This window comes from Pseudomonas sp. rhizo25 (assembly GCF_031931935.1).
In the GTDB taxonomy this organism is placed as follows: Bacteria; Pseudomonadota; Gammaproteobacteria; order Pseudomonadales; family Pseudomonadaceae; genus Aquipseudomonas; species Aquipseudomonas synxantha.
The window spans coordinates 563595-584825 of the sequence record NZ_JAUJXA010000001.1 but is presented as its reverse complement, the minus strand read 5'-3'; the positions used below and the strand labels follow the sequence as shown (position 1 = coordinate 584825).

Below are 21231 nucleotides of genomic sequence, written 5' to 3'. Positions count from 1 at the left end.
GGACGAAAGCGCAAACCCCATGACAGACATCGCCCCACTGATCAAACGCTCCCTGGTCGACCAGGCCCTGGAGCAGTTACGTCTGCGCATTGCCCAAGGCGTGTGGGCCATCGGCGAACGCCTGCCCACCGAGCCGGAGCTGTCTGCCGAGCTGGGCATCAGCCGCAATACCGTGCGCGAGGCCATGCGTGTGTTGGCGTTCTCTGGCTTGATCGAAATCCGCCAGGGTGACGGCAGCTATCTGCGCTCGATGACCGATCCGTTGGGCACAATGCGTGCGCTGTCCCATTGCACGCTGGAGCAGGCGCAGGAGACGCGGCAGATCCTCGAAGTGGAGGCTGTCGGCCTCGCCGCAGTGCGGCGCACCGATGAAGACCTCGGCGCGTTGCGCCAGACGCTCCAGGTCAGCGCCGAGCTGTATCACGGTGACCTGGAGGCTTACATCAACGCCGACCTGGTGTTCCATCGTCGGTTGGTAGATGCCGCACATAACCCGGCATTGAGCGAGCTGTACCACTACTTTTCGGCCATCGTCGGCGCGCAGTTGCGCCAGACCCTGAACATCTCACCGCGTCGCCAGGCCGTGTTCGACCTGCACAGCGCCTTGCTCGACGCGGTAGAGCACCAAGACCCCGAACGCGCCAAATCCCTCTGCCGGCAGTTGATCAATGAACCCTGAAACCCAACGCAAGACTGAAGTCGAAGAGCTGTTGATCGACGCCGAAGCCGATGACGAGGTGGTGCAACACACATCGCCGCTCGTCACCCGCCCGTGGCTGTTGCTGCTGGGCCTGATCCTGGTGGCGCTGAACCTGCGCCCGGCGCTGTCGAGCATGGCGCCGCTGCTCAGCGAGGTGTCCGCGAGCCTGGGGTTGTCGGCGGCCAAGGCCGGGTTGCTGACCACCTTGCCGGTGCTGTGCCTGGGCCTGTTCGCGCCGCTGGCGCCGGTGCTGGCGCGGCGTTTTGGTGCTGAGCGCGTGGTGCTGGGCATTCTGCTGACACTGGCCGCCGGCATCATTCTGCGCAGCTGCTTAGGTGAGGTGGGCCTGTTCGCCGGCAGCCTGATCGCTGGTGCGAGTATCGGCATCATCGGCGTGTTGTTGCCGGGCATCGTCAAGCGTGACTTTGCCAGGCACGCCGGCACCATGACTGGCGTCTACACCATGGCCCTGTGCCTGGGCGCCGCGCTGGCGGCGGGGGCTACGGTGCCGTTGAGTCATTACTTCGGCGGCAGCTGGAACATCGGCCTGGGGTTCTGGATTTTACCGGCGCTGCTGGCGGCGTTGTTCTGGTTGCCCCAGGTCGGGCCGAAACACGGTGCCCATCAGGTCGCCTATCGCGTAAGAGGTTTGCTGCGCGACCCGCTGGCGTGGCAGGTCACCTTGTACATGGGCCTGCAATCCTCCCTGGCCTACATCGTGTTTGGCTGGCTGCCGTCGATCCTGATCGGGCGCGGCCTGAGTGCTACTGAGGCCGGGTTGGCGCTGTCCGGCTCGATCATCGTGCAGTTGTTCAGTTCGCTCGCCGCGCCCTGGCTGGCCACCCGCGGCAAAGACCAGCGCTTGGCCATCGTAGTGGTGATGCTGCTGACCCTCGGCGGCCTGTTCGGTTGTCTCTATGCGCCCTTGGATGGGCTATGGGGCTGGGCGATTCTGCTCGGCCTGGGGCAGGGCGGCACTTTCAGCCTGGCGTTGACCTTGATCGTGCTGCGTTCGCGCGATTCCCACGTCGCGGCCAACCTGTCGAGCATGGCCCAGGGCTTTGGCTACACCCTGGCCTCCATGGGCCCGTTCGCAGTCGGCCTGGTGCATGACTGGACCGGGGGGTGGGGCGCTACCGGCTGGATCTTCGCCGTGATCGGCCTGGGCGCGATCGTGGCGGGCCTGGGTGCCGGGCGGGCGCGCTATGTGCAGGTCTCCAGCGAGAAGGTCTAGAGGTAAACCACTTCCAGCGTGGCCGAGCCATCCAGGGGCGTGTCGACGCTCAGGTCGAGGTTGCGCCGGGCACTGATCACGGTGTGGATACTCACGGTGCCGGTCAGCGTGCCAATCGCCGAGGGCCCGGCGACGCTGCCTTCGATGTCTGTAAAGCCCAGGTAGCTGTTGGCGCCGATGTCGATGGGGTTGAGGTTGGCGGTGCGCCAGGCCACGCCGCCGGTGGTCGACTCGGTGCCGTAGATCGACGCGATGGTGTCCGCCTGGGTTTGTCGTGGGTCGAAGCTCATGGAGTACAGGCCGAGACGGTTGCCGCTGTGGTCGAAACCCAGCCCGTAGTAAATCTCACTGTTGACCGTGGCCGAGCCGTCGCGGTTGTCGCGCATGCGCAGGGCATAGCGGCTGGGCGCATTGCAGTCGATGCTGATCTGCAGAGTCTTGACGGGCAGGCGCGTGCCTTGCTCGAGGTTCAGGTCCTGGTGGGAAATCTTGCCGTAGTCGATTACTCCGCCTGCGGACAACAGTGGCGTGCAAGCCGTGGGGATGATACGGCCCAGGACACTCAGGTCGATGCTGGAGGCGGCTTGGGCCGGCGCGGCGCTCAGCGCAAGCAACAAGGCGGGCAGTGCAGTGCGGTGGATGTTCATCAGGCGAACTCCTTACAAGTAGATGATTTCGATGGTGCCAGAGCCGTTGATACGCACCACTTCACGCAGGTCCAGCGATTGTGTGGGGGCCAGGTAGGTCTTGATGCGTACGGTGCCGCTCAGGTTCTGGATAGCCACCGGCCCTGTGGTGGTGCCGAGCCTGTCGGTGAAACCCATGATGCTGTTGGCGGCCATGGGGATCTGGCGCTGGCTGGAGCTGCTCCAGGCCACGCCGTTGCTGGTGGAATCGGTTCGATACAGCGATGTGAAGGCATCGGCGGTGAATTCCGCCGGGTCGACCGTAACGAAATACACGCCGATTTTGTTGCGGCCGGCATCCAGGTCCAGACCGTAGGCGGTCTCATCGATACCACCGGTGGCCGAGCCTTCGCGGTTATCGTGCATGCGCAGGGCGAACGGGGTCGGCGCATCGCAACTGACGGCAAAGCCCAGGGTCCTCAGGGGCATCGGGGTTTCGGTGGTGGCGTTCAGGCTTTTCGCCGGCAGGACGCCGTAATCCACCACGCCATGATCGGACAGTGACGGTTGGCAGGCGGCCGGGGCAAAATGCGCGCGCAAGGTCAGCTCGCGATAGCGCCCCTGCAACGGCGAGTAAAAGGTTCCGGACACTTCCCAGGTGGTGGCGTCTCGCACCCGGGTGGCGGCACTGTCGGCCCAGGCGCGCAGCGTCAGTTGCAGGGACAGGGTGCTGCCTGTGACCACGCTGCCCTGCAAGGTCGGTGCGATGCCATGGCCGGCGTGCCAGTCCTGCACACTGGCGTTGCTCAGCGGTGGCTGCCCCCGGGCGGCGAGCAAGCCTAACTCCACCGCTTTGCCATCGACCACACCGTTGCTGGCTTCAATCTGGTAGTGACCGTGCTCGGTAAATTGCAGTTGCTGCGCATCGGCGGCCAGGGCGCGGTAGAACAGGCTCAGGTCTTGGGGCTGGGGGCAATTGAAGGTCAGGCTCAGGCGCCGTTCGCCGAGCAGGCGTTGTGGCGCACTGTCGTTCTGGGCGATACGGCTCATCAAGCCGAAATCCAGCAGCGATTCGCTGAGCGTGAGCTGGCATTCATCTGCAGCCAGGACGTTGCCGGCCAGGCCGAGCAGTAGCCACAGGCTGATAGGGCGCAAGAAAGTCATACGGGACATCACGGTGATCCTCAAGGCGTTTGGCATCGGGCAGGGGCAGTTTCGAAATACACCGAGGGGTCGGCTTTCTTCGGCAACTCGAAGCGCAACACACAACGGCTGCCTCCGGGCAAAGTGACCCACAGCGTCGGCTGCTCCAACACATTGGGCAGGAACACTTGGCTGGAGTCCTGCACCAGGGTGACGAACTCACCCTCTGCGGTGCTGACCGAGGCGCCCCTCGGCAAGGGCGCGCCCTCATCGGTGCTGACGGTGAGCAATGCGCGGCGCGTCAGGCCCACGCCGAACTCGACCCGGTCCACCGCGCCGCGGCCTGCGGCGATCACCGCCAGGCCGTTGTTGATATCGGCGTTGCGCGGCAGCGAACGGGTCTGGACCTCCACCGGGCTGCGTCCATAGGCGCTCACCTGGGGCACTACCGCCTGGCCTTGCCAATCGGTCCAGACCGGCCCGCTGGGCGTGCTGACCTTGATCCCGCTCATCTCACCGACCGAGAGCAGGGCGAAGGTGTCGCGCACCGGGTAGGGTGAGAAGGTCACGCCATCACCATGCAGCACCACGCCGCCGCGTGCGCCGCCCTGGTAGCTGGAACGCTCGGCGTCGGAGCGGCTGTAGCTCAAGTCGAGTTGGGTGTAGCGCGGCAGGGCCGAGAGGCCCAGGGTGGTTTCCACTTGGTTATCGCGGGTGTCGTGCTCGGCGCTGACGCGATAGCTCAATTGATCGTCGAGCTGGTCGTTGATACCCACGCCGGTGCGGTGTTCGCCACCGGAATTACGTGCCCAGGCGCGCATCCGGCGATTCTCGCCCAGGGGCAGGCTGATATTCAGATACACGGCATTGTCCTGTTGATTCTGCCCGCCCATCTGCCATTCGGCACTGGCAGACAGCGATACCCCGCCGACGCTGGTGCCCCACGACGCCAGGCCTCGACTGCTGCTGCGGCCGTCGAAGCTGGCGGCGCGGGAAAACCCGGCACTGAAGGCCCCGAGCCAGGGGTGGGACCAGCCCAAGGTGGCGCTTTGCTGGTCGCGGTAACGCGAACGACTCTGCTCGTTGCTGACCTGACGGTAGGTGCTTTCTTCCAGCTCGCGATAGCCGGGGCTGCGCCAGGAATTGGCGACACTGAATGACCATCGCTCATTCAGGCGCTGTGACCAGGACAGGTCGGTCTGCACGCCAGACACCTGTTCCCAGCCGCTGCTATCGGAGAGCTGGCTGGTCAGTTGCACTTGGCTGTCCAGCCAAGGCAGCCAGCTCAGGCTGACGCCGCTGGCACGGTAGTCGTCGGCCACTGTCACGCCGCCGCCGACGCTCAGTTGCGCGTGCACGGGGCCGGTCCAGCCGGCGCTGGCCACCCAGGGGTCGGTGCCCTGTGCGTCGCCGATATTGCGCACGCGGCCCGCCGCCAGGGAGTAGCCCGGGGCCGGCAAACCGAGCCCCAGCATCGCCGCCGGCACGGTGAACCGCCGTTCACCGCCGACGCTTTCCTTGACCGTGACCTCCACATCCGAACGGGTGTTGAGGCGCCGCACATCGCTCAGGGCAAATGGCCCGGCGGGCACCACCGTGGAATGGATCAACGCCCCGTTCTGGCGTACCTCGACTTGCGCCGGGCTGTTGGCGATACCTTCGATCACCGCGCCCTGGCCTTGCTCCTGCAGGGCTTGCTCGGTGAGTACCTGCACCCCGTTGATCTGCGCGCCGGCCAGCACCGGATTATAGAGGTTGATCTGCCCGGCCTGCAGCACCGCCTGGTGGCTGGCGAAGGTGCGCTGGGCATAGGCTTCCAGGTGGGTGCTGCGTGACAAGCCGTCCTGCCAGGTTTGCACCTGGCGGCTGCGTACGATCCAGTCGCCGGCATTGAACCCGATTTCAGTATTGGCCGAGCCGAACCGGCTGGCATCATCGCCGTAACGGTTGTAGAAACCACTGAGGTCGTAGTTGAGCAGACCGGCGAACCCACCGGTTTCATACCCCGAAACATCCTGGGGCACCGGGCGTAAGGCATCGGTGGGCACCACCAGCGCCACCGAGAGCGTGGCCGGATCCGGCTCCACCAGGCTTTGCGGGTACTGCCCGATAAAGTCGTGGCACGGGCCGCTGTCGTTGGGCGTCAGTAGATGGGCAGCCTCCAGCAGGGCGCGATCGAAGCACAGCCTGCCCTGCTGATCGAACGCCACCTCTAGCCGCCCTCGACGCTGGCCGTTGACCCGCAGGGTGATCTTATGCCGGCCAGCGGCGAAACGCGGCGCGTCCAGCAGCAGGCTTGCCAGTTGCGGATCAATGCCGCGCTGGTTCAGGGTCTGTGCGTCGAAGCCTGGCCTTGGCGCGGCGTCGGGCCACGCCTTGGCCGGCACCAGTGCGCACAGCAATACCAGGGTCGCCAACGGTGGACGGGCAGATGCAGCGGGCACGGCTTCGCCGTCACGGTAACTCAGGACTGTTTTCACGAAAGGCACTCAATCTGGTGGACGCCCGGTGCCGGCCCTGGCTACGTTGGCGGCGTCCTGGCAACGGTCGATGCGCCGTCACTCGTTATGCAGGCGCCTGCCTGGCGCCTGTTGGTTTCAAAGGGTGATAGGCGCGTCGTAGGCGGCCACGGCAAAGCCATACACGGTGGCCGGCTGCAGCCGCACCTGGGTCGCTGGCCCGCCGGTAGCCGGCACATTGAGGGTTTCGCCGGGCAGCACATAAGTGCGTGGCAAGGTCGCCTGGCCGTCGCCGGGCAGCAGGCGCAGTTCCTGGGCGAGGCGCACCACATACGGCGTATCGTTACGCACCTGCAATGTGCCGTCGCGCAGGGTCCAGGTCAGGTCGGTCCAGGGTGTGCGATTAATCGCCAGGCCCTTGGGATGCACGATCACCGGCAGGTTCTGGCGTACGGTCACGCCGACCCGGGCGTGCCCGGCTTCGGTGGCGGCCCGGCCCTGGGGCATGCCTTCAAAAATCGCGCGTTTGAGGCGCTGAGTGCGCAACGGCGCCTGGTTTTGCAGGATGAAGCGCACCAGTTGCGACTTGCCGCTTTCCACCCTGGACAACGGTGGCGTCACCACCAGCAGCGGCTCGGAGTCTTCGGGAATGTCTTGCAAGGTCACGTGCAGCAAGGCCAGGTTGCTGTCGGTGTTGGTGACCGAGACAGCCGCCTCACCATCGGCTTCGTGGATGATTACCACGGAGGTGTCGGGCACCATGCCGTCAGCCTGGGCATTGAGGCTCAACAGTAAGGCCAGGGTCGCAAGTGTGAGGCGTGTCGACGTCATGACAAAGTTTCCATTGGGCAAGTGAGTGGTTCAGAGGTAGCGCAAGTCCAGGACGACGGAACCGTCGAGGGGCACTTCCTGATCCAGGGTCAGGTACTGCGAAAAGTTGATCGAGGTGTCGACCCGCAGTTGGACGTTCAACTGGCGGATGAAGTCCGGTAGACGGTCGCCGGGCAGGGCAAACCCCATGTAGGACCTGGGATAGGCATTGGGCTCCGCCGCCCAGGTTTCGCCGCTGTCGTAGGAAGCCAATACCTGCATCGTCTGGGCGTCGCCTACCGGGTTACGCAACGACAGTGCCACGGAGCCGAGGCGTTCTTGCGGGGCGTGGACATTTCTGCCCAGGCCGTAGAAGTAATCCGGTGCCAGGGATGAATCCGCACGGTTGTCGATGCCCACCAGGGCAAACAGCATCGGCCGGTTACAGCGCACCGTCAGTTCCAGCAGTTGAGCCGGCAATACGGTGAATTCGTCGCTGCTGAGGGTGTGGGCGGGAATGCGGCCGTGATCGACGGAGCCGTTGTCGGACAGTTCCACATTACAGGCGTCAGGGGTCAGACGGCCGGTCACCGTAAGGTCGACGAAGGAGGCCGCGAGCGCCGGGGCGGCCAGTGTCAGTGCGAGTACGACAGCAAAAAGGCGAGGGCGCATGTTCATCGGTGCAGGTCACTGGGTCGAATGAGGGTGGCCGATACGAAAAAAAGCCCATGCAGGCCGGTTTCCAGGCCGGCATGGGCGTACAGCAGATTAGAGATACATCACGGTCAGGGTGGCTGAACCATCAATCTGGACTTCATTGCTCAGGTCCAGGCGATCCGTGCGGTTGATGGTGGTATCCACCTCCAGGTCCAGCAGCAGTTCTTGCACCGGCACCGGCTGAGTCGGGTCACTCATGTCGGCTACCGAAATGTAAAAGTTGGGGTCCCAGAATTTTTCAAGGAACCAATTGTCCTGGCCGTTGATAGAGGCAATGGACTGCACTGCGACGCCGTCAGCGATGGGGTTAATGACTCTGATGTGATAGTGGCCGAGTTTCTCGGTGCCATTGATCAGGCCCAAACCGTAATCGCCGTTACTGATAGACGAGCCTTTACGATTGTCTTCCGATTGCAGCGCAATAAGGGTCTGCCCCTCGCAGACCACCGCCATCGTCAGGGTGTGCAAACCAATCATTGTCGGGTTGTCGGGGTTGAGGTCCTTGGCGGAAATCTTGCCATGGTCAATCACGCCGCCACTGGACAGGCTCGGCGTGCACGCGCTGGGGACGATCAGGCCCTTGACCGTCAGGTCCACGGTCGAGGCAGCGAAAGTGGTTGTGGTGGCGAGCAGCAGCGTCGCGCTGGTCAGTGCGCCAAGTAGTGTTTTCATGGGACATGTTCCTTCGATGGGGTCTGTATGCAGCGGTTACAGGTACATGAGTTGTACGGTGGCGTGGCCGTCCACCGGCACTTCGTCAAGCAGCGTCAGGCTGTCGCTGGGCGCGATATGGGTGTTGAGCCTGAGGTTGGCCTGGAACTGGCGCACCGCGACCGGCACCGGCACGTTGTTGATCGCCACTGCCGTCAATACGGTGGGGTTGAGCTGGGTGCCCAGTTGCCACGTCGTGCCGCCATCGCTTGAGTTGATGGTCTGGGCGGGCAGGTTGTCGGCCAGCGGGTTATACAGGTTGAAGCCGGCGCCGCCGATCTTCTCGCCTTCTGCGGTCATGCCCAGGCCATGCCAGTGCGGGTGATTGGCGCTGGAGCCGGGCCGGTTGTCGATGGTGTTCAGGGTGAACAGCGTCGGCCCTTCGCAGCTCACGCTCAATTGCACGGTCTGCCGGGGCAGCGGAGTGTATTGGTCGGCATTGAGCTCTTTGGCCGACATTTTTCCGAAATCGACCACGCCGCCGCCGGTAATCAGGGTTTCGCAGGCGCTGGGGGTAATTACCCCGGTAACGGTGAGGTCCTGGGAACTGGCCGCGAAGGCGGGGGGCGCGCAGGTAATCAACAGAACGCTGCCAAGGGCAACCAAATGCTTGTTCATAAATGTGTTGTTCCGGTGTGTGACCAACAGGCGAAAACAGACCCATGGCGACCCACTGCAGCAAGGCAAGTGCTGTCAGGTCTGGTTTATAGCCGCCCTTGATAAATGTGGCGGGTCGTTACCCTCTGGCGGGGTGCAAACAATTTAGTCAGCGCCGTTACACACGGATATACAACTTTTACGACATTGGCCCAGCGGCAAGTAAAGGGAGGCGGGGTAAAGCTATTTAAGCGAGAAAGTTTTTTTTCGTAGTTGTTGTATCGTCAGTCATACATCTGAAAGGATATTTTGAGTGTGCGATTACAGTTATTTGAACGGCTTTGAGGGCTGCGCTATGCAGCGCCTTGAATGTCTGTTCCTGGCTGTTACGTCAGTGCTGCCCGAACTCAAGTAGTACTGCAAGGAGCACCTGATGAGGTAAGCGGGCGTGCTTTCGAGCGATGTCGCTTCGCAGAAAAACTGATGCGCCATGCCGCGACACCGGCACATTGGCGACAACAGTGTGTATTGGTAGTGGAGGATCACTGCGTCTTCAGGGCGATGACGGGCTGGCAACTGGATAAGCTCGGGCTGAGCCACCACTTGGTCGAGAATGGCAGCAGTGCCATGGCGGCCATTGCGTGCCGGCGTTTTGACCTGGTGATCAGCGACTGTCAGATGCCGGTCATGGATGGGTATAGCCTGGCGCGTGCCATACGCCAGCGCGAGCAAGACCTGGGGTGTGAGCGAGTGCCGATCATTGCGCTGACCGGCAACCTGGTGCACGACGACCCGCAACGCTGCCGCGACGCCGGCATGGATGCCTGGTTGCTCAAACCGCTGGCCCTTGAACCGTTGCGTGACATGCTGATGCGCTGGCTGCCCGGCGAGCGGGTAGCGCTTCCGAGCCGGTCGCCGGGCGTTTCTGCGCCGGGGTGGCCTACCCGCGCCAGCCTGGTCGAGCTGTTTGGCAGCCCGCAGGTCGTGGATCAGATGCTGCGTAGCCTGCTCACCGAAGCGCTGCTGGACACCCAGGCACTCACTCTCGCACGCAACGCCTTGGATGCCAGATTGACTGCTGAGCGCTTGCATCGCCTGGTAGGCAGCCTGGCCTTCTTGGGTGGCGCGGGGCTGGAGTCCAGGGGCAGCGCCTTGATCAGTGAGGTACGTACCCATGGCGTGGCATTCAACCAGCAGAAGTTGGAAGTGTTCCAGCGCGATCTGGCGGCTTATCTCGACTACTTACGTGAATTGTGACGATTTTTCGAAGTTGAACGGTTTTGTCGTGACTTTGGAGTGTAAGAATTTTCCTTTTGTTCTGTAAGTTCAAAACTACCCCCTTCAAAACATGGGGTGCGGCTGAACCTCACTTGCTGTTACCGGTTGTTACCAATCGCCAGCAAGGTTATTTTGCGTGCATTCAATTTGCCATCATTCGTGGGTATGTATGCTTCGTGTAATTATTGCTGACGATCATCCCATTGTACGTATTGGGCAGAGAGTGGTGATTGAGGCGGGCGGCAGGTGCAAGGTGGTCGCGGAGGCCAACGGTCCCGATGAGTTGCTCAACTTATTGGCCAAGGTACCTTGCGATGTGCTCGTCACTGACTTCGCCATGCCCGGGGGGCAGCAGGCCGACGGTTACGGCCTGTTGAGCCTGTTGAGTCGCCAGTACCCGGCGCTGCCGGTGATTCTGGTAACCATGTTCGCCAACATCGCTACCTTGCGCGCCTCATTTGCCCATGGCGCACGCGCCATCGTTGCCAAGAGCGCCTCGGCCAAGGAACTGCCCCTGGCGATCAAGGCAGTGTGCGCCGGCCAGAACTTCGCCAGCGAGTCCCTGCGCGAGCAGTTGGTGGAGGCAGGGCCGGGTGATCAATCGCAACAGCCGCAGCTGTCGGGCAAGGAGCGCGAGGTGGTGCGCATGCTGGCCAGCGGCATGACCGTCAGCCAGATTGCGGCGCGGGTCAATCGCAGTATTTCCACCATCAGCAAGCAGAAAAGCACGGCCATGCACCGGTTGTGTATATCCACGGATGTGGACTTGTTCGCTTATGCGCGTGCCGCAGGCATGGTGCCTTAGAAAGTTGCAGTTTTATGACAGTGGTTGATTAACTAGTGTGCGATTTTGGATTCGTATTAGTTGTATTCAGCTCAAGGTCGACCTGCTCTAAGTTGTGATGGTCTTTCTGTCGTTACTGCGATGGGCTGACATCCCTAGTCTAATTAGTTGAGTCGAACTTCAGGTTGGCAAAACGCCGGAGTGCGTTGTTCGATCCGTTGATAATCGGCCGAAAGTGAGCATTGATATGCAACCGTCTCGTGCACTTATGACCGCCGCCCTTTGGCTGGCGGGTGTTTCCAATGTAATGGCTGCGTCCAGTGTGGACCTCAGTGTGGTCGGCAAGATCACACCGGCAGCCTGTACGCCTCTCTTGTCCAATGCCGGCGTGGTGGACCATGGCAAGATCTCGGCCCAGGACCTGCATCCTACCGGCTACACGAAGCTGCCGGACGCCTCGCTTGAGTTGTCGGTCACTTGTGATGCGCCCACCTTGCTGGCGGTCAAGAGCACTGATAACCGTCCCGGCACCTCGGCCGAGCAGTTGGGCTCGGCTTCAGTGTTTGGCCTGGGCCTGGCCAGTGGCAATGAAAAAATCGGCTGGTACAGCCTGATGATGGCGCAAGTGAGCGCCGACGACGTACCGGGTATGCCGATTGAGTCGGCCAATGGCAACATGTGGCTCGATGCTGCGGGCAACACGGTCTGGCAGCCGGGCTTTCTGCGCAGCATCAAGGACCCGGGCAACGCCACTCCGACACCATTGGCGATGACCACCTTCAAGGGCGTGCTGGAGGTGTCCACGACACTCACCTATAAGAGAAACCTGCCGATCAGCGAAGAGATCCAGATAGACGGCAGCGCCACCCTGGAAGTGGTCTACCTCTGATACCGCCGGGCATCGCTCATCGACGCGGTGAATAGCCATGGCTTTCCCACGCGGTGCGGACTATCGTTCAGTCCTTCCTGAACCACGTGCGAAGCCTGCCCATGAGTGATGCCCATAACGCCCTGATTACCCAGTTCTACCAGGCTTTCCAGCGCCTGGACGCTGAAGCCATGGCCGCCTGCTACAGCGACGACGTGGTGTTCAGCGACCCGGCTTTCGGTGAGCTGCATGGGCGTGATGCCGGTGACATGTGGCGCATGCTCACCACCCGTGCCAAGGACTTCTCCCTGACATTCGACCAGGTGCGCAGTGATGAAACTACTGGCAGCGCGCACTGGGTGGCGACCTATCTGTTCAGCGCCACCGGTAATACCGTGGTCAACGATATCGGCGCCAGGTTTGTGTTTCGCGACGGCAAGATCTGCGAACACCATGACCACTTCGACCTGTGGCGTTGGTCGCGCCAGGCGTTGGGCCTCAAGGGCCTGTTGCTCGGCTGGTCGCCAGCGCTGAAAAACGCCGTGCGTGCCCAGGCACGCAAAGGCTTGAAGGCATTCCAGGCCGGTCGTTGATAAGATTGGCCTCCCTGCGGTTTGCCGAAACGACTTGTGACTGATCCTTCTGAATCCAAACCCTGGTTTGTCTACCTGGTGCGCGCCGCCAATGGCTCGCTGTATTGCGGCATCAGCAATGATCCGGTGCGCCGCTTTGCCTCCCATCAAAGCGGCAAGGGCGCGCGGTTTTTCTTGTCCAGCCCGGCTGTTGCGCTGGTTTATACCGAGCAGTGTGCAAGCAAAGGGGAGGCGTTGCGCCAGGAGCGGCTGATCAAGAAGCTTAAGAAGAGCGCCAAGGAATGCCTGGCGGCGAGCGGCTCGTTGATTGACAGGGGCGGCTAGGGCATCCGAGAAAATATTTTCTGATTCAGGTGAGGTAAACCCACGGCCCATCCGTGTAGTGCATGAACTGCGATCTATTCGCATTAACAGCGTTCTCTACACGGGTTCTCACAGCATGAAGTCAGCGGCAGGCGGTTGGGTAAAACAGTGGCTGGGAGCCTCGGTATTAGCGGTGTCGGGGTTGGCATTGCTGCCGCTTGGCATCGCCCAGGCGCAGGAGCAGCAAAGCGCCCAGTTCACGTTTGCCCTGGCCGCCAAACCGTTGCCCCAGGCCTTGAGTGATTTCAGCCGGGTCACGGGCCTGAGCGTGATCTATACCGATGACGCGCCCTATGGCCTCAATGCCCCGGCCGTCAGCGGGCAGATGAGTGCGACCCAGGCCCTGCAACGCCTGCTGAGCCATTCAGGTTTTACCTTCCGCCAGATCGACGCCCGCACCCTGGCCCTGGAGCCGGTGCCTACCGACGCAGCGGTGAGCCTCGGCGCCACCACCATCAGCGCAGCCAACCCGACCCAGGACAGCACCAGCTACCAGCCGCCGCCCACCAGCTCGGTGATGCGCTCCCATGGCCTTCTGCTGGAAACCCCGCAAACCGTCAACGTGGTGCCGGCCCAGGTGCTGCGCGACCAACAGCCGCGCAACCTGGATGACGCCCTGGGCAATATCAGCGGCATCACCCAGTCCAACACCCTCGGCAGCACCCAGGACGCGGTGATGTTGCGCGGTTTTGGCGACAACCGTAATGGCTCGATCATGAAGGACGGCATGCCGGTGGTGCAGGGCCGGGCCATGAACGCGACCGCCGAACGGGTCGAAGTGCTCAAGGGCCCATCGTCTTTGTTGTATGGCATCCAGGACCCGGGTGGCGTGGTCAATATCGTCAGCAAGAAGCCCGAGCTGGTGCAGTCCACCTCGCTGACCGCCCGTGGCTCAAGCTTCGGCAGCGGCAAGAACGGTAGCGGTGGCAACCTGGACACCACCGGCCCGCTCGGTGACAGCGGCCTGGGTTATCGGCTGATTGTCGATCATGAAGATGAAGACTACTGGCGCAACTACGGCACCCATCGTGAGACGCTGGTGGCGCCGTCCCTGGCCTGGTATGGCGACACCACCCAAGTGGTAGCGGCCTATGAGCACCGCGAATTTCTTGCGCCGTTCGACCGTGGCACCGCCATCGATCCCAAGACCAACCATCCGTTGAACATCCCCGCCACCCGTCGCCTGGATGAGCCATTCAACAACATGGAGGGCCGCTCGGATTTGTACCGCCTCACGGTCGATCATGATCTGAACGACGACTGGAAGGCCCACTTCGGTTACAGCTGGAACCGCGAGACCTACGATGCCAGCCAGGTGCGGGTGGTCAAGGTCAACACCAACGGCACCCTGACCCGCAGCATGGACGGCACCCAGGGCGCGTTGACCACTGACCGCTTTGCCACCGCCAGCCTCGAGGGCAAGGTCAACGTGGCCGGTATGCAACATGACTTGGTGTTCGGCCTGGACGACGAGTACCGCAAGATCTACCGTGCCGACCTGATCCGCCAGGCGCCGCGTGGCACGTTCGACTACAACAACCCCGTGTATGGCAACGAAGTGGCGGGGTCCAGGGTCAGCGCCCCCGACAGCAACCAGACCGACCTGCTGCGCAGCGACTCGCTGTTCTTCCAGGATGCCATCCACCTCAATGACCAGTGGATCCTGGTCGGCGGTGCGCGCTACCAGATGTACGACCAATACGCCGGCAAAGGCGTACCGTTCACTGCCAACACTGATGGCAACGGGCAGAAGTGGGTGCCGCGTGCCGGCCTGGTGTATCGCTACACCGATGAGCTGTCGTTCTACGGCAGCTATACCGAGTCGTTCAAGCCCAACTCCACCATCGCGCCACTGGCGAATAAAACCGTGCTGGACGGCAGCCTGCAACCGGAAGAGTCCAAGGCCTGGGAGCTGGGCACCAAGTTCGATATGCCGGGACGTATCACTGCGAGCGCGGCGCTGTTCACGATCGACAAGCGCAATGTGCTGGTGCAGGTGGGTGAAGGCTTGACGTCGGTCTACAGCGTGGCGGGCAAGGTGCGCTCCCGTGGTCTGGAGCTGGATGCCAGCGGCCAGTTGACCGACAACTGGAGCCTGATCGGCAGCTATGCCTACACCGATGCCGAGGTCACCGAAGACCCGACGCTCAAAGGCAACCGCCTGCAGAACGTGGCGAAAAATACCGGCTCGCTGTCGGCGGTGTATGACTTCGGCAGCATCTTCGGCGGTGATCAACTGCGGGTCGGCGGGGGCGCTCGCTATGTGGGCGAGCGCGCCGGGGACGCGGCCAACAGCTTCGAACTGCCGAGCTACACCGTGGCCGATGTGTTCGCCAGCTATGACACCAGGCTTGAGGGGCAGAAGGTCAAGTTCCAGCTCAACGTGAAGAACCTGTTCGACCGCACTTACTACACCTCGTCGGTGAATACGCAGTTTGTGTCGGTTGGCGATGCGCGGCAGGTGTCGGTGTCCAGCACACTTACCTTCTAACGCCATCCCTTTGTAGGAGCGAGCTTGCTCGCGAAAAACGTCAATGCTCACGCGGGCTGCCTGGTTTAACGCGTTGCCTGTGCGTTCTTCGCGAGCAAGCTCGCTCCTACAGTGTTAGCGTTGCCGTTATTGTTGATTTTGCGGGAACGGCACACTGATGCACTTTGGAAAATGGTTTCACACCAGCACCCTGCTGGTCGGCTTGAGCTTTTTACTGGGTGGCTGCGCCAGCGTTTCGCAGACGTCCACGCCTGCCACCCTGGACAAACTGTTAAGCGACCCGGCGCTGCACGGCGCCACGGTGTCGCTGATGGTGCGCGATGCCCGCACGGGCACCACGCTTTACCAGCACAACCCACGCACACGGTTGGTGCCCGCTTCCAACCTCAAGCTGCTGACCACGGCAGCGGCGATGGATGTGTTGGGGCCGCAGTACCGTTTCTCTACCCAGTTAGTCAGTGATGGCATACGTCAGGGCGACCGTCTGACTGGCAACCTGTACCTGCGTGGACTCGGCGACCCGAGCATCCAGTTCGCCGACTACCAGGCCCTCGCCGCGCAGTTGGCCAGTCAGGGTGTGCGCCAGGTGCAGGGCGACCTGGTGTTCGATGACACCTGGTTCGATGCCGAGCGGCTGGGTGTCGACTGGTCCCATGATGATGAAACCACCTACTACGGCGCGCAGATTTCGGCGCTGACTGTGTCACCCAATGCGGATTTCGATGCCGGCAGCGTGCTGGTCACCGCCAAGGCGCCGTTGCGGGCCGGCTCGCCAGTGGGTGTCGATATTTTCCCGCCCACCGATTACCTGCAACTGAGCAACCGCGCCGTGAGTGGGCCGGGCAACACCTATGGAATCAACCGCCGCCATGGCACCAACCTGCTGCAACTCAGCGGTGCGGTGGCTCCGGGGCGACAGAGCCAGCAACTGATCAGTGTCTGGGAGCCGACGCAACTGGTGGCCAATCTGTTTGAGCAGGCGCTGGCGCAGCAGGGGATTAAAGTATTAGGGCGTCGAGTGATGGGCGCGGCAAGTCCGGCAGCAGTGACAGTGCTGGCCGAGCACCAATCGGCGCCATTGCAGGAGCTGATCGTGCCGCTGCTCAAGCTCTCGAACAACAACATGTCCGAAGCCTTGCTCAAGGCCATGGGCCGCCAGACCGCCAACAGCGGCACGGCGGCGGCGGGCGTGACGGCGGTGGCCGGGTTCTTGAAGCGCCAGGGGGTGGACACAAGCAGCCTCAATCAAGTCGACGGTTCCGGCCTGTCGCGGCGCAACCTGGTGTCGGCGCAAACCCTCACCGACCTGCTGCTGGCCGCGAGCAAACAGCCATGGTTCAACGCCTGGTACAACGCGCTGCCGGTTGCCGGCAACACTGACCGCATGACGGGCGGCAGCCTGGGTTATCGCCTGCGTGGCACCTCGGCCGAAAACAACCTGCATGCCAAGACCGGCTCCATGGGCGGCGTGTCGTCATTGAGCGGCTACGTTACCGACGGCCACGGGCGCAAGCTCGTGTTCTCGATGCTGACCAACAATCATGTGGTGGCCGGTGCGCAGGTCAAGGCGCTGGAGGATCGCCTGGCTGTGGCTTTGTCACGCAGCGAGGATTGATTCAGGGCTGATAGCCCATGCGCCAACTCACGGCCCGGGTCGCCGCCAGCAGATGCTGCGCCGCCGGGCCATCTTCATCGGCGTGGAACAGCGACGTCGGGCCGACTACGGTCATCACCGCTGCCACCTGCCCGACGGCATTGAACACCGGCGCCGACAACGCATCCACGCCGGGCATCAGCAAGCCATGCACAAAATGCAGGCCACGGCTGCGGATCTGCTCGCACACCGTGGCGTAGGCCTGATCGTCCGCCAGCGAGTGGGCGATGCCGGCTTGAATCTCGCGTTCGCGCAATTCCACGGTTTCCCGCGACGGCAGGTAGGCGCTGAACACCAGCCCGGTGGACGAGCTGAGCAGCGGCAACACCGAGCCCAGCTGTGTGACCACAGTGACGGCACGCACCGCCGGTTCGATCTGCACCACTGTTGCGCCCTGGTTGCCCCACACCGCCAGGAAGCAGGTTTCATTCAATTCATCGCGCAGCTCCGCCAGGGGCATGGCGCCGACTTTCAACACATCCATGCTGCCCAGCGCCGCCAGGCCCACGCGCAGTGCTTCGCGGCCCAGGCCGTAATGGTTGGTGGCGGGGTTCTGTTCGGCAAACCCCGAGGCGATCAGCGCCTGCAAATAGCGGTGGACCTTGCTCGCCGGCATCTGCACATGGTCAGCCAGACGTGACAGTGAAGTGGCCGGAGACAGTTCGGCCAGGGCCTTGAGAATATCGGTGCCGACTTCCGCCGAGCGGACTTTCTGTTTACCGGTGTCGCGGGGCTTTTCCATGGAAGGGCGAGAATCCGAGAGATGAATGGGCGTCTTTATAGCTTGACGCTCGATAGCGATCAAATTACGTTATGCGTAACTGGATTACGATAAAAACAACTTGTGTACAGAGGATGATCCATGCACCTCGAATATCTATCTGGCTTTGGCAATGAATTCGCCAGCGAAGCCTTGCCTGGCGCGCTGCCGGTCGGTCAGAACTCGCCACAAAAAGCCCCTTACGGGCTCTATACCGAACTGTTTTCCGGTACCGCCTTCACCATGGCCCGCAGCGAAGCGCGGCGTACCTGGCTGTACCGCATCCAGCCGTCGGCCAACCACCCGGCGTTCATCAAGCTGGAACGCCAATTGGCCGGTGGCCCGCTGGGCGCAGTAACGCCCAATCGCCTGCGTTGGAACCCCTTGGATCTTCCGAGTGAGCCGACGGACTTTATCGACGGCCTGGTCGGCATGGTGGCCAACTCGGGGTCGGAAAAACCTTCGGGCATCAGCATCTATCACTACCGCGCCAATCGCTCCATGGAGCGCGTGTTCTTCAATGCTGACGGCGAACTGCTGATCGTCCCCGAACAGGGTCGCCTGCGCGTCACTACCGAACTGGGCGTGCTGGACGTCGAGCCGCTGGAAATTGTCGTACTGCCCCGCGGGCTGAAGTTCCGTATCGAACTGCTGGACGCGCAAGCACGCGGCTACGTCGCGGAAAACCACGGCGCCCCGCTGCGCCTGCCCGACCTGGGCCCGATCGGCAGCAACGGCCTGGCCAACCCCCGCGACTTCCTTACACCGGTTGCCCACTATGAAGACCTCAAGCAACCTACAACGCTGGTACAGAAATTCCTCGGTGAACTGTGGGCCTGCGAGCTCGATCATTCGCCACTCAACGTGGTCGCCTGGCACGGCAATAACGTGCCGTACAAATACGATCTGCGCCGGTTCAACACCATCGGCACGGTGAGTTTCGATCACCCGGACCCGTCGATCTTCACCGTATTGACTTCGCCCACCAGCGTGCACGGCCTGGCCAATCTCGACTTTGTGATTTTCCCGCCGCGCTGGATGGTGGCCGAGAATACCTTCCGTCCGCCGTGGTTCCACCGCAACCTGATGAACGAATACATGGGCTTGATCCAGGGCGCCTACGATGCCAAGGCCGAAGGCTTCCTGCCCGGCGGCGCGTCGCTGCACAGTTGCATGAGCGCCCACGGCCCGGACGGCGAGACCTGCACCAAGGCCATCAATGCAGACCTGGCGCCGCACAAGATCGATAACACCATGGCCTTCATGTTCGAGACCAGCCAGGTGCTGCGCCCGACTCAGTTCGCCCTCGAGTGCCCGCAACTGCAACCCGCTTATGACCAGTGCTGGGCCGCACTGCCCGCCACCTTCAACCCGAATCGGAGATAACCCATGACGCAATCAACGCTTGCCCGCAGCTGGGTGGCCTCCGCCAACGGCCACGCGGATTTCCCCCTGCAAAACCTGCCCCTGGGCATATTCAGCATCAATGGCTCGGCACCGCGCAGTGGCGTGGCGATTGGCGACGCAATCCTCGACCTGCATGCCGCGTTGGATGAGTTTGACGGTGAAGCCCGACGCGCCGTCGAGGCCACGGCGGGTGGCCAACTGAACGCGTTTTTTGAACTCGGCCGTGGCCCTCGGGTTGCCCTGCGCGAGCGCCTGCTGGAACTGCTGGCCGAAGGCAGTAAGCTGCAAACCCGCGAGGCGCAGGTGCTGCACCGTGCCGCCGATTGCCAGATGCACTTGCCGGCCAGGATCAATGACTACACCGACTTCTACGTCGGCATCGAACACGCGCAGAACGTTGGCAAATTGTTCCGCCCGGATAATCCATTGTTGCCGAACTACAAGTACGTGCCGATTGGCTACCACGGCCGTGCCTCGACCATTCGCCCGTCAGGCACGGATGTGCGGCGCCCCAAGGGCCAGACCCTGCCGGCCGGCCAGACCGAGCCGACCTTCGGTCCCTGTGCACGCCTGGACTACGAATTGGAATTGGGCATCTGGATCGGCCAGGGCAATGCCATGGGCGACGCGATTGCCATTGGCGATGCCGCCGAACATATCGCCGGCTTCTGCTTGCTCAACGACTGGTCGGCGCGGGATATCCAGGCCTGGGAATACCAGCCGCTGGGGCCGTTCCTGTCCAAAAGCTTTATCACCAGCATCTCGCCATGGGTGGTGACGGCCGAAGCGCTGGAGCCATTCCGTAAAGCACAACCGGCGCGGCCCGAGGGTGATCCACAACCCTTGTCGTATCTCTTGGATAAGCGCGATCAGAACGCGGGTGCCTTTGATATCGAACTGGAGGTGCTGCTCACCACGGCTTTGATGCGTGAGCAGAACCTGCCCGCTCATCGTCTGACTTTGAGTAACACCGAACACATGTACTGGACCGTGGCGCAAATGGTCGCGCACCACAGCGTCAACGGCTGCCAGTTGCAGGCCGGTGATCTGTTCGGCTCGGGCACCTTGTCCGGTCCGCAACCGGGGCAGTTTGGCAGCCTGTTGGAGATCACCGAAGGCGGTAAGAAGCCAATCGAATTGCCCAGCGGGGAGGTGCGTAAATTCCTTGAGGACGGCGACGAAATCATCCTGCGTGGCCGTTGCATCCGCGAAGGTTTTGCCAGCATCGGCTTTGGTGAATGTCGCGGCACCGTGGTCGCGGCGCGCTGAGAGGGCAGGGCAATGGAACTCTATACCTACTACCGTTCCACCGCGTCGTATCGGGTACGAATTGCCCTGGCGCTCAAGGGCCTGGACTTCACCGCGCTGCCGGTCAACCTGCTGGTGCCGACAGGCGGCGCCAATCACCAGCCCGAGTACCTGGCGATCAACCCGCAAGGGCGCGTGCCGGCGTTGCGCACTGATGAAGGCGCGTTGCTGATTCAGTCACAGGCGATCGTTGAGTACCTGGAGGAATGTTATCCACAGGTGCCGCTGCTTCCGAAAGATCCCGCGTCCCGTGCCCACCAGCGCGCAGTTGCGTCGATCATCGCCTGCGATATCCACCCGTTGCATAACTCCAGCACTCAAAACCTGTTGCGTAAGTGGGGGCATGATGAAACGCAACTGCTCGAGTGGATCGCCCATTGGGTCAGTCAGGGATTGGGCACGGTGGAGCAGTTGATTGGCGATGACGGGTTTTGCTTCGGCGCGCAGCCGGGCATGGCGGACGCGTTTCTGATACCCCAGCTGTACGCGGCCGAGCGCTTCAAGGTGCCGCTGGGGGCGTACCCGCGTATCGGCCGAGTAGCGGCGTTGGCGGCGCAGCATCCGGCGTTTGTGCAGGCTCATCCTGCCAACCAACCTGACACACCTTAGCTTTCAGAAATTGCCTAAATCCAAATGTGGGAGGGGGCTTGCTCCCGATTGCTGTGTATCAGCAATAAGTTTGTCAACTGACACACCGCTATCGGGAGCAAGCCCCCTCCCACATTTGA

20 protein-coding genes are annotated in these 21231 nt (G+C 62.3%); 12 read left to right on the top strand and 8 right to left on the bottom strand.

Annotated elements, in window-relative coordinates; translation table 11 throughout:
* Positions 1-19: 19 nt before the first annotated feature.
* Together QZR30_RS02775 and QZR30_RS02770 are read left to right on the top strand one after the other, a co-directional pair.
* Positions 20-679 carry a FadR/GntR family transcriptional regulator gene (locus QZR30_RS02775; protein WP_046071011.1) on the top strand — a complete coding sequence of 220 codons (660 nt, stop codon included), beginning with the start codon at positions 20-22 and terminating at the stop codon, positions 677-679.
* Positions 669-1934, top strand: a complete 1266-nt coding sequence (locus QZR30_RS02770) for a CynX/NimT family MFS transporter (RefSeq protein ID WP_046071012.1) — start codon at positions 669-671, stop codon at positions 1932-1934. The genes QZR30_RS02775 and QZR30_RS02770 overlap by 11 nt, the downstream gene beginning before the upstream one ends.
* Here QZR30_RS02770 and QZR30_RS02765 read toward each other — a convergent pair.
* From QZR30_RS02765 to QZR30_RS02735, 7 genes are all read right to left on the bottom strand, one after another.
* Positions 1931-2581 (bottom strand): DUF1120 domain-containing protein, encoded by a 651-nt coding sequence (locus QZR30_RS02765; RefSeq protein ID WP_046071013.1) that lies wholly within the window; start codon positions 2579-2581, stop codon positions 1931-1933. The two genes, QZR30_RS02770 and QZR30_RS02765, sit on opposite strands and share 4 nt — an antisense overlap.
* Before the next feature lie 12 nt (positions 2582-2593).
* Positions 2594-3733, bottom strand: coding sequence for a DUF1120 domain-containing protein (locus tag QZR30_RS02760; RefSeq protein WP_056845472.1), 1140 nt, complete (start codon positions 3731-3733; stop codon positions 2594-2596).
* 11 nt (positions 3734-3744) lie between these two features.
* Complete coding sequence (locus QZR30_RS02755) at positions 3745-6183, bottom strand: fimbria/pilus outer membrane usher protein (RefSeq protein ID WP_311902924.1); 2439 nt, start codon at positions 6181-6183, stop codon at positions 3745-3747.
* A 117-nt stretch (positions 6184-6300) separates the two neighbouring features.
* Positions 6301-6993 (bottom strand): fimbria/pilus chaperone family protein, encoded by a 693-nt coding sequence (locus QZR30_RS02750; protein WP_046071015.1) that lies wholly within the window; start codon positions 6991-6993, stop codon positions 6301-6303.
* Between the two features lie 30 nt (positions 6994-7023).
* A complete protein-coding gene (locus tag QZR30_RS02745) occupies positions 7024-7650 on the bottom strand; it encodes a DUF1120 domain-containing protein (protein ID WP_046071016.1) in 627 nt (208 codons plus the stop codon).
* 90 nt (positions 7651-7740) lie between these two features.
* On the bottom strand, positions 7741-8361 hold the full coding sequence (locus QZR30_RS02740; protein ID WP_059398027.1) for a DUF1120 domain-containing protein: 621 nt from the start codon (positions 8359-8361) through the stop codon (positions 7741-7743).
* A gap of 36 nt (positions 8362-8397) precedes the next feature.
* Positions 8398-9018: a DUF1120 domain-containing protein gene (locus tag QZR30_RS02735; protein ID WP_056845470.1), complete on the bottom strand. Its 621-nt coding sequence runs from the start codon at positions 9016-9018 to the stop codon at positions 8398-8400.
* Between the two features lie 462 nt (positions 9019-9480).
* Here QZR30_RS02735 and QZR30_RS02730 point away from each other — a divergent pair, with 462 nt between their 5' ends.
* The 7 genes from QZR30_RS02730 to dacB all read left to right on the top strand — a co-directional run bounded on the left by QZR30_RS02730 (position 9481) and on the right by dacB (position 16989).
* Positions 9481-10254, top strand: a complete 774-nt coding sequence (locus QZR30_RS02730) for a response regulator (protein WP_311902923.1) — start codon at positions 9481-9483, stop codon at positions 10252-10254.
* Positions 10255-10444: 190 nt separating this feature from the next.
* The gene (locus QZR30_RS02725) at positions 10445-11080 is read left to right on the top strand and encodes a response regulator transcription factor (RefSeq protein WP_046071020.1); all 636 of its coding nucleotides are present in this window, start codon (positions 10445-10447) and stop codon (positions 11078-11080) included.
* Positions 11081-11327: 247 nt separating this feature from the next.
* Positions 11328-11948, top strand: a complete 621-nt coding sequence (locus tag QZR30_RS02720; protein ID WP_233518665.1) for a DUF1120 domain-containing protein — start codon at positions 11328-11330, stop codon at positions 11946-11948.
* A gap of 101 nt (positions 11949-12049) precedes the next feature.
* A complete protein-coding gene (locus tag QZR30_RS02715; RefSeq protein ID WP_046071022.1) occupies positions 12050-12520 on the top strand; it encodes a nuclear transport factor 2 family protein in 471 nt (156 codons plus the stop codon).
* A 36-nt stretch (positions 12521-12556) separates the two neighbouring features.
* Positions 12557-12844 carry a GIY-YIG nuclease family protein gene (locus QZR30_RS02710; protein WP_046071023.1) on the top strand — a complete coding sequence of 96 codons (288 nt, stop codon included), beginning with the start codon at positions 12557-12559 and terminating at the stop codon, positions 12842-12844.
* 115 nt (positions 12845-12959) lie between these two features.
* Positions 12960-15374, top strand: coding sequence for a TonB-dependent siderophore receptor (locus QZR30_RS02705; protein WP_311902922.1), 2415 nt, complete (start codon positions 12960-12962; stop codon positions 15372-15374).
* Between the two features lie 157 nt (positions 15375-15531).
* Positions 15532-16989, top strand: coding sequence for a D-alanyl-D-alanine carboxypeptidase/D-alanyl-D-alanine endopeptidase (dacB, locus tag QZR30_RS02700; RefSeq protein ID WP_311902921.1), 1458 nt, complete (start codon positions 15532-15534; stop codon positions 16987-16989).
* 1 nt (position 16990) lies between these two features.
* On the opposite strand, the gene QZR30_RS02695 is transcribed toward dacB, so the two are convergent.
* On the bottom strand, positions 16991-17770 hold the full coding sequence (locus QZR30_RS02695) for an IclR family transcriptional regulator (protein ID WP_056845465.1): 780 nt from the start codon (positions 17768-17770) through the stop codon (positions 16991-16993).
* Between the two features lie 120 nt (positions 17771-17890).
* On the opposite strand from QZR30_RS02695, the gene hmgA reads away from it, so the two are divergent.
* The 3 genes from hmgA to maiA are packed head-to-tail and all read left to right on the top strand — an operon-like array spanning position 17891 to position 21112.
* Positions 17891-19174: a homogentisate 1,2-dioxygenase gene (hmgA, locus tag QZR30_RS02690; RefSeq protein WP_056845464.1), complete on the top strand. Its 1284-nt coding sequence runs from the start codon at positions 17891-17893 to the stop codon at positions 19172-19174.
* 3 nt (positions 19175-19177) lie between these two features.
* The gene (fahA, locus tag QZR30_RS02685; RefSeq protein WP_056845463.1) at positions 19178-20464 is read left to right on the top strand and encodes a fumarylacetoacetase; all 1287 of its coding nucleotides are present in this window, start codon (positions 19178-19180) and stop codon (positions 20462-20464) included.
* 12 nt (positions 20465-20476) lie between these two features.
* Entirely contained in the window at positions 20477-21112 is a 636-nt protein-coding gene (gene maiA, locus QZR30_RS02680) for a maleylacetoacetate isomerase (RefSeq protein WP_056845462.1), read from the top strand.
* Positions 21113-21231: the final 119 nt, after the last annotated feature.

Bases quoted from the DNA above. Each gene is read 5' to 3' on its own strand.
- QZR30_RS02775 (WP_046071011.1), top strand. From the start codon at position 20: ATGACAGACATCGCCCCACTGATCAAACGCTCCCTGGTCGACCAGGCC.
- QZR30_RS02770 (WP_046071012.1), top strand. From the start codon at position 669: ATGAACCCTGAAACCCAACGCAAGACTGAAGTCGAAGAGCTGTTGATC.
- QZR30_RS02765 (WP_046071013.1), bottom strand. From the start codon at position 2,581: ATGAACATCCACCGCACTGCACTGCCCGCCTTGTTGCTTGCGCTGAGC.
- QZR30_RS02760 (WP_056845472.1), bottom strand. From the start codon at position 3,733: ATGTCCCGTATGACTTTCTTGCGCCCTATCAGCCTGTGGCTACTGCTC.
- QZR30_RS02750 (WP_046071015.1), bottom strand. From the start codon at position 6,993: ATGACGTCGACACGCCTCACACTTGCGACCCTGGCCTTACTGTTGAGC.
- QZR30_RS02745 (WP_046071016.1), bottom strand. From the start codon at position 7,650: ATGAACATGCGCCCTCGCCTTTTTGCTGTCGTACTCGCACTGACACTG.
- QZR30_RS02740 (WP_059398027.1), bottom strand. From the start codon at position 8,361: ATGAAAACACTACTTGGCGCACTGACCAGCGCGACGCTGCTGCTCGCC.
- QZR30_RS02735 (WP_056845470.1), bottom strand. From the start codon at position 9,018: ATGAACAAGCATTTGGTTGCCCTTGGCAGCGTTCTGTTGATTACCTGC.
- QZR30_RS02730 (WP_311902923.1), top strand. From the start codon at position 9,481: ATGCGCCATGCCGCGACACCGGCACATTGGCGACAACAGTGTGTATTG.
- QZR30_RS02725 (WP_046071020.1), top strand. From the start codon at position 10,445: ATGCTTCGTGTAATTATTGCTGACGATCATCCCATTGTACGTATTGGG.
- QZR30_RS02720 (WP_233518665.1), top strand. From the start codon at position 11,328: ATGACCGCCGCCCTTTGGCTGGCGGGTGTTTCCAATGTAATGGCTGCG.
- QZR30_RS02715 (WP_046071022.1), top strand. From the start codon at position 12,050: ATGAGTGATGCCCATAACGCCCTGATTACCCAGTTCTACCAGGCTTTC.
- QZR30_RS02705 (WP_311902922.1), top strand. From the start codon at position 12,960: ATGAAGTCAGCGGCAGGCGGTTGGGTAAAACAGTGGCTGGGAGCCTCG.
- dacB (WP_311902921.1), top strand. From the start codon at position 15,532: ATGCACTTTGGAAAATGGTTTCACACCAGCACCCTGCTGGTCGGCTTG.
- QZR30_RS02695 (WP_056845465.1), bottom strand. From the start codon at position 17,770: ATGGAAAAGCCCCGCGACACCGGTAAACAGAAAGTCCGCTCGGCGGAA.
- hmgA (WP_056845464.1), top strand. From the start codon at position 17,891: ATGCACCTCGAATATCTATCTGGCTTTGGCAATGAATTCGCCAGCGAA.
- fahA (WP_056845463.1), top strand. From the start codon at position 19,178: ATGACGCAATCAACGCTTGCCCGCAGCTGGGTGGCCTCCGCCAACGGC.
- maiA (WP_056845462.1), top strand. From the start codon at position 20,477: ATGGAACTCTATACCTACTACCGTTCCACCGCGTCGTATCGGGTACGA.